General features: G+C 71.9%; 15 protein-coding genes and 1 pseudogene. 5 read left to right on the top strand and 11 right to left on the bottom strand.

The features are described 5' to 3' along the window. Positions 1–43: 43 nt before the first annotated feature. The 9 genes from OIE12_RS14230 to OIE12_RS14190 all read right to left on the bottom strand — a co-directional run bounded on the left by OIE12_RS14230 (position 44) and on the right by OIE12_RS14190 (position 9,283). Positions 44–508, bottom strand: coding sequence for an SHOCT domain-containing protein (locus OIE12_RS14230; RefSeq protein ID WP_329135315.1), 465 nt, complete (start codon positions 506–508; stop codon positions 44–46). Between the two features lie 123 nt (positions 509–631). Further along, entirely contained in the window at positions 632–1,291 is a 660-nt protein-coding gene (locus tag OIE12_RS14225; protein ID WP_329135313.1) for an HdeD family acid-resistance protein, read from the bottom strand. A gap of 140 nt (positions 1,292–1,431) precedes the next feature. Then, positions 1,432–1,965, bottom strand: coding sequence for a hypothetical protein (locus tag OIE12_RS14220; protein ID WP_443053822.1), 534 nt, complete (start codon positions 1,963–1,965; stop codon positions 1,432–1,434). An 18-nt stretch (positions 1,966–1,983) separates the two neighbouring features. After that, positions 1,984–3,606: an MFS transporter gene (locus OIE12_RS14215; RefSeq protein ID WP_329135311.1), complete on the bottom strand. Its 1,623-nt coding sequence runs from the start codon at positions 3,604–3,606 to the stop codon at positions 1,984–1,986. Between the two features lie 35 nt (positions 3,607–3,641). Beyond that, positions 3,642–6,362, bottom strand: a complete 2,721-nt coding sequence (locus tag OIE12_RS14210) for a LuxR C-terminal-related transcriptional regulator (protein WP_443054044.1) — start codon at positions 6,360–6,362, stop codon at positions 3,642–3,644. 447 nt (positions 6,363–6,809) lie between these two features. Beyond that, complete coding sequence (locus OIE12_RS14205; RefSeq protein ID WP_443053821.1) at positions 6,810–7,007, bottom strand: hypothetical protein; 198 nt, start codon at positions 7,005–7,007, stop codon at positions 6,810–6,812. 88 nt (positions 7,008–7,095) lie between these two features. Further along, complete coding sequence (locus OIE12_RS14200; protein WP_329135306.1) at positions 7,096–7,569, bottom strand: SHOCT domain-containing protein; 474 nt, start codon at positions 7,567–7,569, stop codon at positions 7,096–7,098. Positions 7,570–7,861: 292 nt separating this feature from the next. Then, complete coding sequence (locus OIE12_RS14195; RefSeq protein ID WP_329135304.1) at positions 7,862–8,059, bottom strand: hypothetical protein; 198 nt, start codon at positions 8,057–8,059, stop codon at positions 7,862–7,864. A gap of 363 nt (positions 8,060–8,422) precedes the next feature. Beyond that, the gene (locus OIE12_RS14190; RefSeq protein WP_329141946.1) at positions 8,423–9,283 is read right to left on the bottom strand and encodes a class II glutamine amidotransferase; all 861 of its coding nucleotides are present in this window, start codon (positions 9,281–9,283) and stop codon (positions 8,423–8,425) included. Between the two features lie 258 nt (positions 9,284–9,541). Between OIE12_RS14190 and OIE12_RS14185 the strand changes: the two are divergent. Then, positions 9,542–9,769, top strand: a pseudogene (locus OIE12_RS14185) (VapC toxin family PIN domain ribonuclease); the annotation flags it as partial. Between the two features lie 258 nt (positions 9,770–10,027). On the opposite strand, the gene OIE12_RS14180 reads toward OIE12_RS14185, so the two are convergent. Both OIE12_RS14180 and OIE12_RS14175 read right to left on the bottom strand, forming a co-directional pair. Continuing rightward, entirely contained in the window at positions 10,028–10,288 is a 261-nt protein-coding gene (locus OIE12_RS14180; protein WP_329135302.1) for a cold shock domain-containing protein, read from the bottom strand. A 27-nt stretch (positions 10,289–10,315) separates the two neighbouring features. After that, positions 10,316–11,071, bottom strand: coding sequence for a GntR family transcriptional regulator (locus tag OIE12_RS14175; RefSeq protein WP_329135300.1), 756 nt, complete (start codon positions 11,069–11,071; stop codon positions 10,316–10,318). Between the two features lie 78 nt (positions 11,072–11,149). On the opposite strand from OIE12_RS14175, the gene OIE12_RS14170 reads away from it, so the two are divergent. The 4 genes from OIE12_RS14170 to OIE12_RS14155 all read left to right on the top strand — a co-directional run bounded on the left by OIE12_RS14170 (position 11,150) and on the right by OIE12_RS14155 (position 13,221). Beyond that, positions 11,150–11,428, top strand: a complete 279-nt coding sequence (locus OIE12_RS14170; protein WP_329141944.1) for a hypothetical protein — start codon at positions 11,150–11,152, stop codon at positions 11,426–11,428. Between the two features lie 529 nt (positions 11,429–11,957). Beyond that, complete coding sequence (locus tag OIE12_RS14165) at positions 11,958–12,182, top strand: hypothetical protein (protein WP_329141942.1); 225 nt, start codon at positions 11,958–11,960, stop codon at positions 12,180–12,182. A gap of 8 nt (positions 12,183–12,190) precedes the next feature. Continuing rightward, positions 12,191–12,922 carry a GntR family transcriptional regulator gene (locus tag OIE12_RS14160; RefSeq protein ID WP_329141940.1) on the top strand — a complete coding sequence of 244 codons (732 nt, stop codon included), beginning with the start codon at positions 12,191–12,193 and terminating at the stop codon, positions 12,920–12,922. Continuing rightward, complete coding sequence (locus OIE12_RS14155; protein ID WP_329135298.1) at positions 12,919–13,221, top strand: hypothetical protein; 303 nt, start codon at positions 12,919–12,921, stop codon at positions 13,219–13,221. The genes OIE12_RS14160 and OIE12_RS14155 overlap by 4 nt, the downstream gene beginning before the upstream one ends. Positions 13,222–13,234: the final 13 nt, after the last annotated feature.

Genomic DNA, 13,234 nt, shown 5'->3' with positions numbered 1-13,234 from the left:
TCGTTTCCTGGATGCGGGTGATGTCGGCGGGGATGCGGTGATGTCAGCGGGCGGAGCCGCCGAAGCCTGCCGTGCCCGCGCGGTCCGCCGGGCCGTGGCCGGACAGGACCAGTTCCTTGGCGCGGCGGTACTCCTGGTCCGTGAGGGCGCCGCGGTCCCGGATCTCGGAGAGCCGGGCCAGCTCGTCGACGCTGCTGGACCCGCCGGCCGCGGTCTTCCTGATGTAGGAGTCGAACTCCTCCTGCTGCGCGCGGACCCGCGTCGTCTCGCGGCGGCCCATGTTCCTGCCACGGGCGATCACGTAGACGAACACGCCGAGGAAGGGCAGCACGCAGCAGAACACCAGCCAGCCGGCCTTCCCCCAGCCGCTCAGTCCGTCGTCCCGGAAGATGTCGGTGATCACGCGGAAGAGCAGGACGAACCACATGATCCACAGGAAGATCATCAGCATGGTCCAGAAGGCGCCCAGCAGCGGATAGTCGTACGCCAGGTAGGTCTGTGCGTTCATGTCCGTCCTCCGTCCCGGGCGTGGCCCGGCGGTCGTCGTTCACTACTGACGCCAGGGTGGACACGGGCCTCTCCGCCGGGCCTCACCCGATTCGGGTGAACGCGGGCGCCGGGCCCGTCGTGGTCAGGGCCGGGAAAGCGGTGTGTCCCCGGTGCGGGGGCGCGCCCCGCGGAGCGCGGACCGCAGGCCGAGAGCGACCACCGCCTCGCACAGACCGAGCAGGACCAGCCACAGGCCGAGAAGCCGGGTCAGGGCACGGGCCGATTCGGTGGGCAGCGCGAGGACGACGATCCCGGCGACGACGGCGAGCACCGCCAGCCCCATGACGAGGCCGCGGTGCGGCAGGTCCTTGGTGACCAGGGCCGTGTAGAGGGTGAGGACGCCGGACACCAGCCAGACCATGCCGACGATCAGCGAGAGCGCGGCGATGGTCTGGAGCGGGTTGCGCAGGCACAGCACTCCGGCCAGGACGTACAGCACGGCCAGCAGCAGGCCGGGCAGCCTCTCGTGTCCCTCGCGCGCGAAGACGGCCACGAACCGGAACACACCGGCCAGCAGCAGGTAGAGGCCGACGAGGACGGCCAGGACGTGCAGGGTCGCCTCCGGCCACACCAGGACCAGGACACCCGGCACCAGCGAGACGAGGGCCGATCCCATCAGCCAGGTCCAGGAACCACCGAGCCTGGTGAGGAGGTACGCGGGATCGCCCATCGCTCCGGGGACCGCCCCGCCGGGGCCTTCCGCCCGGCCGGTGGGTCCCGCCGCGTCGTGCGGAACGGACATGGCGCCTCCTCGTGGATCGGCCGGCCGCCGCCGGACCGCCCGACGGGCGGCCCGGCGGACGCCGGAGCACACGTGTGTGTCCGCTCCAGGGTCGGGACCGGCACCGCGGGCCGGCCTCACCCGGCAGGGGTGATCCCGGTTCAGTGCGTCAGCGCGATCTTGGCGGCGACGATCACCAGGCCGAGCAGTACGTTGACCGCCGCGGTGGCGGCCACCAGCCGCCGTGACGCACCCGCGCGGCGTGCCGCGGCGACGGACCAGCCCACCTGCCCGGCGACGGCGACGGACAGCGCCAGCCACAGGGCGCCCTGGAAGTCCAGCGGCAGCAGCGGACTGACGGCGACGGCCGCGGCCGGCGGTACGGCGGCCTTGGCGATCGGCCCCTCGTCACGGCACACGTCGAGGATCACCCGGCGGTCCGGGGGATGCCGGGCCAGGCGTGCGCCGAACAGCTCGGCGTGGACGTGGGCGATCCAGAACACCAGGCCGGTGAGCAGCAGCAGAAGGACCAGCTCGGCCCGGGGGAAGGAGCCCAGCGAGCCGGCGCCGACGACGACGGAGGCCGCGAGCATGGAGCCGTAGACCCCGCCGGCGCAGTCCGCGTGCGCCCGGTGGCCGGCCCGGCGCTCCCGCCGGTCCGTGGCCCGCACGACTCTGCTCGCGCCTTTGGACACGTGGTCTTCCCTCCGGGCTCAGCCCGTCCGTCCGGTCGTCCCCGCCGGTGCCCGTCCGGCCGTCCCCGCCGGAGCCCGTGCGGTCGGCAGGTGCGTGGTGACCAGGAAACTGGCCAGCGCGACACCTCCCGCCGCGAGGATCGCCGCCCTCAGCCCGTCCAGCTGGGCGGCGGCGTAGGACTCGACGACGGCGTCGGTCTCGGCCGGTGGCAGTCCGGCCCGCTCGGCCGCGGCACGTACCTGCTCGGTGGAGACGAAGGTGACGCCCGCCTCCAGACGGACCCCGACCTGTTCCCGGGCGGCCGGGGACAGCCGGGGGTCGTCCGCGACATGCGTGGTGAAGGCGCCTGCCAGCGCGCCGACCAGCACCGAGCCGATGAGCGCGGTGCCCAGCGCCGAGCCCAGGTTCTGGGCCGTGAATTGAAGCCCTCCGGTCTCGCCGCGTTCCTCCTCGTCGACGCCGGACTGGACGATGTTGCCGAGCTGCGAGGCGAGGAGGCCGACGCCGACGCCCAGCACGGCCATCGCTCCGGCGAACTGCGCGTCGTCGATGACCGGGTCGACGGTGGCCAGCAGCCACACGACGGCCGCCACCAGAATCGCCAGGGCCAGCCGTACCACCCGGCGCGGCCCCATCGTGCGCCCCAGCGACGAGCCGCAGAGGGAGGTCGCCAGCATGGTGGCCGACACCGGCAGCAGCCGCAGCCCCGTCTCGAAGGCGTCGAAGCCCTGCACCACCTGGAGATACAGCGGGATGGCGAAGAACAGGCCCAGGAGGATGAGGTTCTGGCTCAGGAGCGTCGCCAGCCCGGCCCGGAGCACCGGCCTGCCCAGCAGGGACAGGTGCACGAGGGGGTCGGCTCCCCGGCTCTCGCGGTGCCGCTCCCAGGACCGGAACAGGGCCAGCACGGTCAGCCCGGCGCCGACGACGAACAGGGTCGGGGAGAAGCCGAGGACGGTGAAGGGAGGGTTGCGGGGCTCCAGCCAGCCCCAGGTGCTGCTCTGGAGCACCCCGAGCACGCCCAGCCCCAGTCCGCAGGCGGAGAGCACCACGCCCACCCCGTCCAGCCGGGGTCGGGGCCCGGTCGGGGCGGGCGTCGCGATCACCCGCCGGCACAACAGCACGGCCACGACCACCACGACCTCGCCCGCGAAGACCAGCCGCCAGGTGAGGTACGTGGTCATCCAGCCGCCGAGCAGCGGGCCGACCGCGATCCCGGCTCCGGCCAGGCCGCCGACGACCGCGTAGGCGACGGCGCGGTCCCGGCCGCGGTACGACTCCGCGACCAGGGCGGCCATGGCCGGCAGCACCATGGCCGCCCCGAGCCCCTCGACGACGGACCAGCCCAGCGTCAGCACCCACAGGGTGGGCGCCACGGCGGTCACGGCCGACCCGGCACCGTAGACGGCCAGCCCCGTGAGGAACATGCGCCGGCGCCCCAGGATGTCCCCGAATCTGCCCCCGACGAGCATGAAGGCGGCCATGACCAGGGCGTACAGGGTGATGACGGCCTGGATGGCGGTGACCTCCGTGTCGAAATCCTCGACCAACTGGCTGATCGACACGTTCATGACGGAGGTGTCCAGAACCATCAGGAACTGGGCCGTCCCGAGGACCACGAGGGCCCGCCAGTGCTTCACGTCGTCTCACCTCGCCCAGTCGGCTCGCCGGGTGCTCACAGCTGGCCGAGCTCGCGCGCCCGGTGCACGGCGTCGCCGCGGCGGTTCACCGCCAGCTTCCGGTACGTGCTCTTCAGGTGGGTCTTGACCGTGTTCACCGACACGTACAGATCGGCGGCGATCTCCTCCGTGGTCATCAGACGCGCCAGCCGCCGCAGGACGTCCCGTTCGCGTGCGCTCAGCTCCACCGGCGCCAGGGGCGCGGGCCCGGGTCCGGGGACGGCGCGCGGGGGCCGGCCGTTCCCCCGCGGCCGGCCGTCTTCCCGTGTCCGCCCGTTCCCCCGCGGCCGGCCGGACAGCAGCCAGTCCTCGGCGAGTTCGTGCACCGAGGGCGTGGCCAGCAGCGGTTCGATCCAGTCCCCCGCCCGGAGGAAAGGGCGCCGCAGCCGCTCGCGCCGGGCGTCGAGGAGCGCGTGTGCGACGCATCTGCGGGCGGTGGCCGTGTCTCCCGCGTCCTGGGCCGCGCGGGCCCGCACCAGCGCCGCCCCCACGCTCACGGCGGGGCCGGTGCGTCCCTCGGCGCGGACGGCGTCGAGCAGTTCGGCCGCCGCACGGGAGCGTCCCGCGGCGGCCTGGATCGCCGCCGCTTCCACGGCGCTCACCGGCTGGCTGCCGGAGACGCCGTGGAGAAGCCGCACGGCGTCGTCCGGCCGGTTGTCGGCGAGGCAGACGGCGGAGCGGACGACCGCCGTGTGGCTCTCGGCCCAGGGGGAGGCCACGGCCGCGGACACGGCAGGCTCCGCCGCCTCGGCTGCGGCGTCCGTCGTCCCCTCGTCGAGGAGCAGGCGCGAGGCGACGATCGCCCGCCCCGCCGTCGGCACCGGATCGTGTTCCTGCGCCGGGAGCCGGGCCGTCTCGTCCAGCAGGGCCCGGGCCCGGTCCAGTTCCTGGCGGTCCACGGCCACCGCGGCCAGGACCAGCCGGCCGAGGCCCGCGCCGGGAGGCTGGGGCAGGCCCGCCCGTTCCGCTTCGGACACGGCGGCCAGGGCCCTGCGTTCCGCCCGGCCGGGCCAGCCGCCCAAGTAGTCGATCAGCGCCAGGTGCCCCATCGACTCCGCCCGGGGCAGGACGGTCGCGGACCCGCCCCGGGCACCGGCCACCCGGAGCAGCACGGCCCGCGCGTCGTCGAAGCGTCCCTCCCACAGCCGGGCCGAACCCACGTGGGTCATCAGCAGGCCGGTCAGCTCAGGGTGCTCGTCCAGCAGCTGGTCCGGCAGCTCCCGGCGCAGTTCCTCGGCCGTCGCGGCGGCCCGCTCGGCCCTCGGAGGGCATCCCGTCAGCCGGGCGGCGAGCGCCTCCAGCAGCGTGCAGCTCAGCCGGGCCGCCGCCAGGTCCGGGGAGTCCTCGGCGTCGGACAGCCGGTCCTCGGCGCGCCGCAGCCGGTGCAGACCGTGATCGACCTCCCGGCGGGCCAGTGCCCCGGCCGCCCGTACGAGGTCGCTCGCCGGGCTCCTCGCCTCGGGCACCATGCCGGCGAAGAGCTGGGCCAGCGCGTCCGAGCGCAGGCCCGTGAAGAGCTGCCCGATCGCGAGATTGTCGACGAGCGCCCCGGCGGCCAGGTCGAAGTCGCCGCCCGCGGCGCCATGGGCGAGCGTCTCCGGCAGGAAGCCGGAACGGCGCAGCCACCACGCGGCCCGCAGGTGCAGCTCCTGTTCCACACCGGGCAGGCGTTCGCGCAGGCGGGCCCGGAGTATTTCCCGGAAGAGCGGGTGCAGCCGGTACCAGGAGTGCCCCAGCCGTTCGATGAACGCGTTCTCCCGGTGCAGCCCGGCCAGGAGGGGCCCGGCGTCGGTCCGCAGCGTCAGGGCGTCGGCCAGGTCGGGAGAGAAACGGTCCAGCACGCTGACCCGCAGCAGCAGGTCCTGTTCCTCCTCCGTCCTCCCCTTCAGGACCTCCGCCAGCAGGAAGTCCGCGACCGTACTGTGGTCCGCCTCGAACTCCTTCAGGTACTTCTCCGGGTCGGCGCTCTCCCGGGCCGCCAGGGCGGACAGCCGCAGCCCGGCCGCCCAGCCCCGGGTGCGGTCGACCAGAGCGGACGCGGCGTGCGGGGGAAGGCGCAGTCCGTGCAGCCGCAACAGCGCGCCGGCCTCCTCCGGGGTGAAGGACAGCTCGGCGCCGCGGATCTCGGTCAGCGTGTCGGTGGCCCGGTAGCGGTGCAGCGGGAGCAGCGGCTCGGTGCGGGTGACGAGGACGAGGCGCAGTCCCCGCCCGGCGTGGTGCAGGACGAACTCCAGCTGCTCCGCGACCTCGGCGGAGGCCATCCGCTCGAACTCGTCGAGCACGAGGACCACGGGACGGTCGCGGCCTTCCAGCTCGGCGGCGAGCGAGGACAGCAGCCCGCGCCCCACGCCGCCCGGATGCGCGGGCGCCCCGACGGCGGGTGCCCCGCACCTGCGCAGGGACTCGAAGACGTAGGCCCAGAAGACCCCGGGGCGCTGGTCCCCCGCCTCGATGGTCAGCCAGGCGAGCGGCAGCCGGAGGTGGGTGGCCCAGTCGGCCGTCAGAAGCGTCTTCCCGGCGCCGGCCGGGCCGTTGACCACCGTCAGCGGTGTGCGCAGGGCCTGATCCAGGCGCACGACGAGCCGCTGCCGGCGCAGGAAGGTGGGGGGCCGTGCGGGAAGGGCGAACCGGGTGCGCAGGTACGGATCGCCGAGCGGGTCGGTACCGGCGTCGGCCGGTACCCGGGCCGGGCCGCCGGAGATGTCCACGCCCCTCACCGCCACGCCCCCAGGCCGTCGGCACACGCGGCCCCGGACCCCTTGCCCAGCCCCTCGTCCGGCCCGCCGGACGGACCGCCCGGCGGGCCGAGGACGGCGGGGGCGAGCACGGGGGCGGAGGCGGAGGCAGGGAGAACGGATGTATCCGAGCAGGCGATCCAGCGGCTCATCGTGACGCCCCTTCCGGCGGCGGCGAAGGCACCACTGCGGTGACCGGTCGCGGCGAAGGCGCCACAGCGGTGGTCGGCGGCGGCGAAGGCGCTACCGCGGTGGCCGGCGGCGGCGAAGGCGCTACCGCGGTGGCCGGCCGCGGGACACCCCGGATCCGGCACACGGAAGGCTTCGTCCCACGGCTCACACCAGTATCGCTTCCGACGGCCGTCCGGGCACGCGGACGGGGGATGGGCGGTGCAAGAGGGACCCGGGGCACCGGAACGGGGCGTGGCGTCATCCCTGTCGTCGTGCGTGCCGGTTCGACCGGCGGTGCACGGTGAAGACGCAGGCGAGGATGCCGAGGGCCCAGGCGATCAGGAGGGCACCCCACAGCGGCATGGTCACCATGGGGATGAGCAGGCGGATCTCGACACTCGAACGGTTCTCGAAGATGAAGATGAGAGCGATCGCGGTGATCACGGTGAAGGGCATGACGCGGCGGACAGCGGGACGGGAACGAAACGACTTGTGCGCTTTATCGGTAGTTGCCTGAGTCATGGTGGTTTCTCCATGCGGATGGTCAGCGTGCGGAAGGGCTGGACGTGGTGGGAGCCTGACCCGCGTGTTCCGCCGGGCCGTGGCCGCTCAGGACCAGCTCCTTCGCCCTGCGGAACTCCTCGTCCGTGAGGGCACCCTCATCGCGGATCTCCGAGAGCCGGGCAAGTTCGTCGACGCTGGAGCGCTGTCCACCGCTCGCGGTCTTCCTGATGTACGCGTTGAACTCCTCCTGGCGGGCGCGGGCGTGCGCCGTCTCCCGGCGGCCCATGCCCTTCCCGCGTGCGATGACGTAGACGAATACGCCGAGGAAAGGCAGGAGGAGGCAGAACACCAGCCAGCCGGCCTTTGCCCAGCCGCTCAGCCCGTCGTCGCGGAGGACGTCACCGATGATCCGGAAGAGGAGGACGAACCACATGATCCACAGGAAGACCAGAAGTACGGTCCAGAACAGGTTGAGCAGTGGGTAGTCGTACGCCAGGTAGGTCTGCGCGTTCATGTCCGTCCTCCGCCCCGGGCGTGCCCGGCCGTCGTTGCGTACCGACCCCAGGGTGGTCATCGGGCTCAGTGCCCGGCATCACCCGGCACGGGTGAGTCGGCCGCCGGACCGGCGGCTGCCGCCAGGACCGCGATGACGACGCGTCGGGCGGCAGCGCCGCGGGCGGTAGCGCCGCGGGCGGCAGCGCCGCGGGCGGTAGCGGTCGCGCGTGCTGTGTTCGCGGATCACGGCCGCCCGGATGTGAGGCCGGCCGTGGAACGGCGAGCGAGCCGACGCACACCGTCCGGAACCGTCATTCCGGGAGCTGCCGCATCTCCATGACGCGCAGACCCAGTGACTGGCAGCGGGTGAGCAGCCCGTACAGGTGGGCCTCGTCGATCACCGTGCCGAACAGGACGGTCTGGCCGGACATGACGACGTGCTCCAGCTCCGGGAACGCTTTGGCCAGCGTCTCCGACAGGTGTCCCTCGACGCGGATCTCGTAGCGCACGAGCGGTCCCTCCACCGGATGGGCTCGGGACACCGTCCCTGGCTTTGGGGCGGACGGTGTTCTGTGCGACGATCCTGCGCCGCGTCGCCCGCCGGCGCCCTCACCCGGTACAGGTGACTCCGGCCGCAGAGCCGGTGCCTTTCAGTGCGTCACCGCGCTCTCGACGACGATCGCCGGACCGAGCAGTGCGCCGTCCGCCGCGGTGGTGGCCATCAGCGGCGCTGGGCCGGTGCGTTCCTCGTGTCCTGCCCGCCGCAGGCCGAACCGTTGACGAGCGTCAGCGGCGCACGCCGACCCCGGTCCAGCTGCGAGACGAGCCGTTTGCCGGTGCCCGGGCCCTGCCGTCGGCCGTGCACACACTCCTCACTCCCGCGACCCCGTCCCTTCGGCGTACCGGGGCCTGAAGCGGTGCAGCGCGCCCCCGCCCGGCTCGACGACGCCGTAGCTGCTCTCGGGCACCTCGTTCCACGCCCCCGGCAGGTTACCCAGGGGCTCCGACACGACGAGACGGGTCTCGTCGGACAGCTCATGCAGGAACGACACGTCCGGGTGGAGTGCGCGCAGGGTGCCCACCCTCGTGCTGACGTACAACGACCGCGAACGGCCTTCACTGGAATAACGGAAGGCCCACACGCGCTCGCCGTCGGTCACCGCGACGGTCATTTGCAGCGGGTGGGGGATTCCGTGCGACTGAGCGGTCGTCTCGACAAGACCCGCCATGCGCGCCACCGCCCCGGGCGGGTCGTCGGGCAGACCGAGGGTCAGGGCGAGGAAGAACATGACCTCGGAGTCGGTGGAGCCCTCGATGTCGGGGTACAGGGCCGGATCGACGGCCAGGGCGAGATCACGCCGAATCCGACGGAACCCACTGATCATCCCGTTGTGCATCCACAGCCACCGACCGCTCCGGAAGGGATGGCAGTTGCTCTGCTGCACCGCCGTCCCCGTCGATGCCCTGATGTGCCCGAAGAACAGCCCGGAGCGCGTGTGGTGGGCGACTTCCTGCAAGTTGCGGTCGTTCCAGGCCGGGCCCACGTCGCGCAGGACCGCCGGATCGGCGGTGCCCGTGTCCTGCGGGTACCAGCCGATACCGAAGCCGTCTCCATTGGTCGTCTCCACGCCCATGCGGGAGTGGAGACTCTGGTCGATCAGGGAGTGCTCCGGCTGGAACAGGACCTGGCTGAGGAGAACGGGTGTGCCCGAGTAGGCGATCCAGCGGCACATGGCGACGCCCCTTCCGGCGGCGGCGAGTGTGCCACCGCGGTGACCGGCCACGGGATACCCCTCACTCCCGGCGCACGGCAGGCGTCGTCCCGCGGCTGCTACCAGTATCGCTTCCGGCAGCCATCGAGGCATGCGGACGAGCAGTCCCGCCCAGGCCCCTTCAGCAGCCCGGCCAGACACGACACCGACGGCACCGCCCTCTCCTCCGCCTCCCGGCCGGGCACCGTCGCCCTCATGCCGGACCGGCTCGGGGCCCAGCCATCCCCCTTCGATGCCGAAGCGGCCCGCAGCTACGGCCGTATCTGCGCCGCAGTGATCAGCGCCGGCCGCAAGCCACGCCGCCGGGTGGCCGACCTGATGATCGCCACCATCGCTGTGGCTGAGAACCTTCCCCTCTTCACCACCAACCCCGACGACTTCGAAGGGCTGGACGACCTCCTCACCGTCGTGCCGGCCACCCGCCCGAGGGCGCCCCACGAAGGCTGACGGCGGGGCACTGGTGCGAGGAGAACACACCGTGGCACGGATGCGATCACGCGGCAGGGCCGGTTCGAGGGACAAACCCCGCGAACCGGCCCTGTGCCGTGTGCCCCCCGGCAGGATTCGAACCTGCGACACCCGCTTTAGGAGTTCGATCACCGTGCGGTGCGGCGTGCTGGAACGGAGCTGAACGGCTCGTCGGCGGTCCAGCCGCAGCCGCTTCGGTGTGTCGGCGTTCGGGGGCGTTGATGTCAGGTGTGGATGTCAGACGGGCCTGGGGACGATGTTCACCGCGCGGTAGTCGTACCCGTCCTGCTTGAAGCCGGGTGCTTCCCAGACGAGATCGACCTGTTGCCCTGGTGACAGCGTGCGAAAGCCGGGCGCCTGAATGTCGGCATAGTGTCCGAAGCATCCTCCGGGAGTCTCGGGTGAGTCGAGGACGCCCCAACCCTCCTCGTCCCTCCACTCACGCACAGTCGCGAGCACGACTGCGGCGACCTTACGGGTCCCTCTGCGGCGACTCATCTGCCTCTCCCCTTATGCGTGGCGCGATCACCGGTTGATCGGAATCTCGTAGACGATCTCGCAGTGAGCGGCGGGCACCACGATGTCCGCCGTCTCCACGGGTCGCCCCTGGTCGCTGTAGTACGTCCGCCGGATGTGCGTCACGAGCGCGGCTTTCTGGATGCCGAGTAGCGACGCCTCCTCGGCCGTGGCCTGCCGCGGCTCCAGCTGCTCCACGGCGTGGCTGACGGTGACTCCGATCGCCGCCATGCGGTTCACGACTCCCGCGCCCGCGTGGGGGCCGCCCTCCGGCAGCACGACGAGAGTGCCGGCCGTGAGGTCGTACGGCTCCCAACTCGTCGACAGCTGTACCGGCCTGCCGTCCGCCAGGAACTCGTACGAGGTCCGGACACACAGCTCGCCTTCGTCGATTCCGAGCCGCGCGGCGATGTCCGCCGGAGCCGGCACCTTGGCGTCCGTCCGGCTCTCCCAGTCGGCCTGCCTGCCGACTGCCTTCATGTCCGCCCGGAACGGCGATCCGTCGGGCCTTTCCCGCGCCGACGAACGAACCATCCGCATCCGTTGCCGGGGCTCGGCGACGTACGTGCCCGATCCGGGACGGCCCTCCAACACACCCTGGGAGATCAGCAGCTCCTGAGCCCGGCGGACCACGTTCTCGCCCACGCCGTACTCCTCGCCGATCTGGGCGCGGGAGGGCAGGCGGTCTCCCGGCTCCCACTCGTGCTCCGCGATGCGCCGCCGGAGCTCGTCGGCGACGCGGAGATAGGGCGGCTGCTGAGACATATGGAAAATCTAGTCCACTAGCTCTAATCTAGTTAACTAGCTTCACTCAAAGTGATCGTCGGTGACGGAGGCTGCCCTGTGCCCGCTTCGGGAGTTAGCGCGGCGGCCCTCGCCGCCCGACTGTCAGCCCTCGGGCTGCTCACGCGAGTGGAGGAACACCCCCGGCACACGTCGGTCGAAGCGGAAGTGACGGAACCGCTTCCCGCCGACTTATGGCGGGAGGTCCTGCAAGTGGTGGCCGAAGCCGATCGGTTCGGACTTCTCGCCACCAGCCTGAATGGCCGCACCCTCTGGGCGGTCGTACGCGAAACGGTCCCCACGACGGGCGATGTCGGGGGACCGGGCCCTCAGCGATAGGAGCTGAACAGCGTGTTCAACCGTATCCACCGTGCCCTCTCCCTCACCAGGGTGCGGAACTCTTCCAGAGGCAGGCACCGCCGCCCCGTGACGCCTGTCGATCCTTCGGCGACACCTTCCTCTCCGGCATCCGCTGATGCGTCGGCCCTCGTCCTGCGCCGAGCCTCCGTTGGCGCGGCGGCTCATCGACCAGCGCTCACGGGGGAGGACACCGCGCTCGTCCGCCCGTACGTGCTCGCTTGGGAAAGGCGAGTGCGGACCCGAGCGGTGATCGTTGCCCCTCATCTGCCGGCCGTCGCCTGGTCGGCCCTCGTGGGAGTCCGCTGATGCCACCTCGTCGACAGCGGCACCTCGCGGACACCTCGTCCGTCCCCTACCGCTCGACCGCCTGCCGGATCGGGACGCACTCCGTCTGTGCGGAGTCCTCCCCGGACCCGGCGCCGGACGACCTCCCGGTGATCTACGAAGCGTGCGACTGCTCGTGCCACTCGGCGCCCGGTTGCTCCACGCCTGAGGGGGAGACGCGGTGATCAACCGAGCCTTCGGCCGTCCCCCGCTGGTCGCCAACGTCGAGGTCACTGCGACCACCGTGCAGCGCGGTGACGTCATCCAACTCGGCAGCTGTGCCTGCCGAGTGAGAGACCTCTTCCAGCTCCCCCAGGGAGCGAAACAACTGATCTTCGAGTCGGGCGAGTTGCTGACCATGCACTCGCGCACCCGACTCGTCGCCGTGCGGACGATGAGAGGGCGGTGACCGCACCCATGCCTCCTCGCCACCGCGACATCGCAGACGACCTCCGGCAACAGATCGCTACCGGTCACCTTCAACCCGGCGAACGGCTGCCGTCCGAAACCGTCCTGGCCGAGAGATACGCGGTCAGCACGGTGACGCTGCGGCATGCCCTTGCGGCGCTGCAGGGCGAAGGCCTTGTCGAGAAGATCCACGGCAAGGGCAACTTCGTTCGCCGTCCCTTACGCAAGATCATGTACGTCGGCGGCTGGGGCATCCTGGACCCCTGGACCGCCGCCGAGCCGGCCTTACGCGTCACCGTTCGCAGCACCACGGTTCAGGCGCACGGCCACCTCGCGACCCTCCTGAAGGTGCCCGTGGGTAGTTCCCTCGCGGAGCTCTCCTGCCTCAACCTCGAAGGGGAGACGCCGCACGGCCTGGCCCGTACCTACATGCCGTGCGACCTGGTCCCGGCCGGACTGCTCGACGACGACTCGGCGTACCGAGCGGCGGCCACAAGGTTCGCCGTACTGAGCCTGACGCCGGCTGCCGTCCGAGAGTCGGTGTGCGCTCGTCCCCCGACACCGGATGAAGCGTCGGCTCTCCGGATCGGCCCCGCGTCGGCAGTCCTCTCCCTCACCCGCATCGCCACCGACTCCACCGACCGCGTCGTCGAAGCCGCCTTCCTGGCCTTCCCGGGAGATCGCGTCGACGCCGTCTTCACCACCCATCACGTGATCGACGAGAGGCAGACCCAAGGATGAAGGCACTGAACGAACTCCGGCTTCTCCCGTGGTCGGGTCCGGACGGCAAGCCCTGCTACCTGAGCAGCGATGACCGGGACGGCTATATGTCCCGCCTAGCGGACAACATCGAGGCGGTGCAACTCGGCACCGCGTCCGAGCTGCTGGAACAAGCCTCGGAAACCCTCGACGACCCGGGCGCAGACCCGGACGAGATGCGGCGCCTGGCGACCGCACTGCACGCGGCTCTGCGGGACGTCGTTCGCGTCGCAACCAGCCGCGGTCATCTCCTGGCGGTGAGCGAGCCGCAGGAGATCTGAGGAAACCGACGCG

The organism is Streptomyces sp. NBC_00670, from assembly GCF_036226765.1.
Classification (GTDB): Bacteria; Actinomycetota; Actinomycetes; order Streptomycetales; family Streptomycetaceae; genus Streptomyces.
The sequence above is the reverse complement of the archived record's forward strand: the minus strand, read 5'-3'. Positions and strand labels throughout refer to the sequence as shown.

Bases quoted from the DNA above. Each gene is read 5' to 3' on its own strand.
- OIE12_RS14230 (WP_329135315.1), bottom strand. From the start codon at position 508: ATGAACGCACAGACCTACCTGGCGTACGACTATCCGCTGCTGGGCGCC.
- OIE12_RS14175 (WP_329135300.1), bottom strand. From the start codon at position 11,071: ATGTCTCAGCAGCCGCCCTATCTCCGCGTCGCCGACGAGCTCCGGCGG.
- OIE12_RS14180 (WP_329135302.1), bottom strand. From the start codon at position 10,288: ATGAGTCGCCGCAGAGGGACCCGTAAGGTCGCCGCAGTCGTGCTCGCG.
- OIE12_RS14225 (WP_329135313.1), bottom strand. From the start codon at position 1,291: ATGTCCGTTCCGCACGACGCGGCGGGACCCACCGGCCGGGCGGAAGGC.
- OIE12_RS14205 (WP_443053821.1), bottom strand. From the start codon at position 7,007: ATGCCCTTCACCGTGATCACCGCGATCGCTCTCATCTTCATCTTCGAG.
- OIE12_RS14160 (WP_329141940.1), top strand. From the start codon at position 12,191: ATGCCTCCTCGCCACCGCGACATCGCAGACGACCTCCGGCAACAGATC.
- OIE12_RS14200 (WP_329135306.1), bottom strand. From the start codon at position 7,569: ATGAACGCGCAGACCTACCTGGCGTACGACTACCCACTGCTCAACCTG.
- OIE12_RS14155 (WP_329135298.1), top strand. From the start codon at position 12,919: ATGAAGGCACTGAACGAACTCCGGCTTCTCCCGTGGTCGGGTCCGGAC.
- OIE12_RS14190 (WP_329141946.1), bottom strand. From the start codon at position 9,283: ATGTGCCGCTGGATCGCCTACTCGGGCACACCCGTTCTCCTCAGCCAG.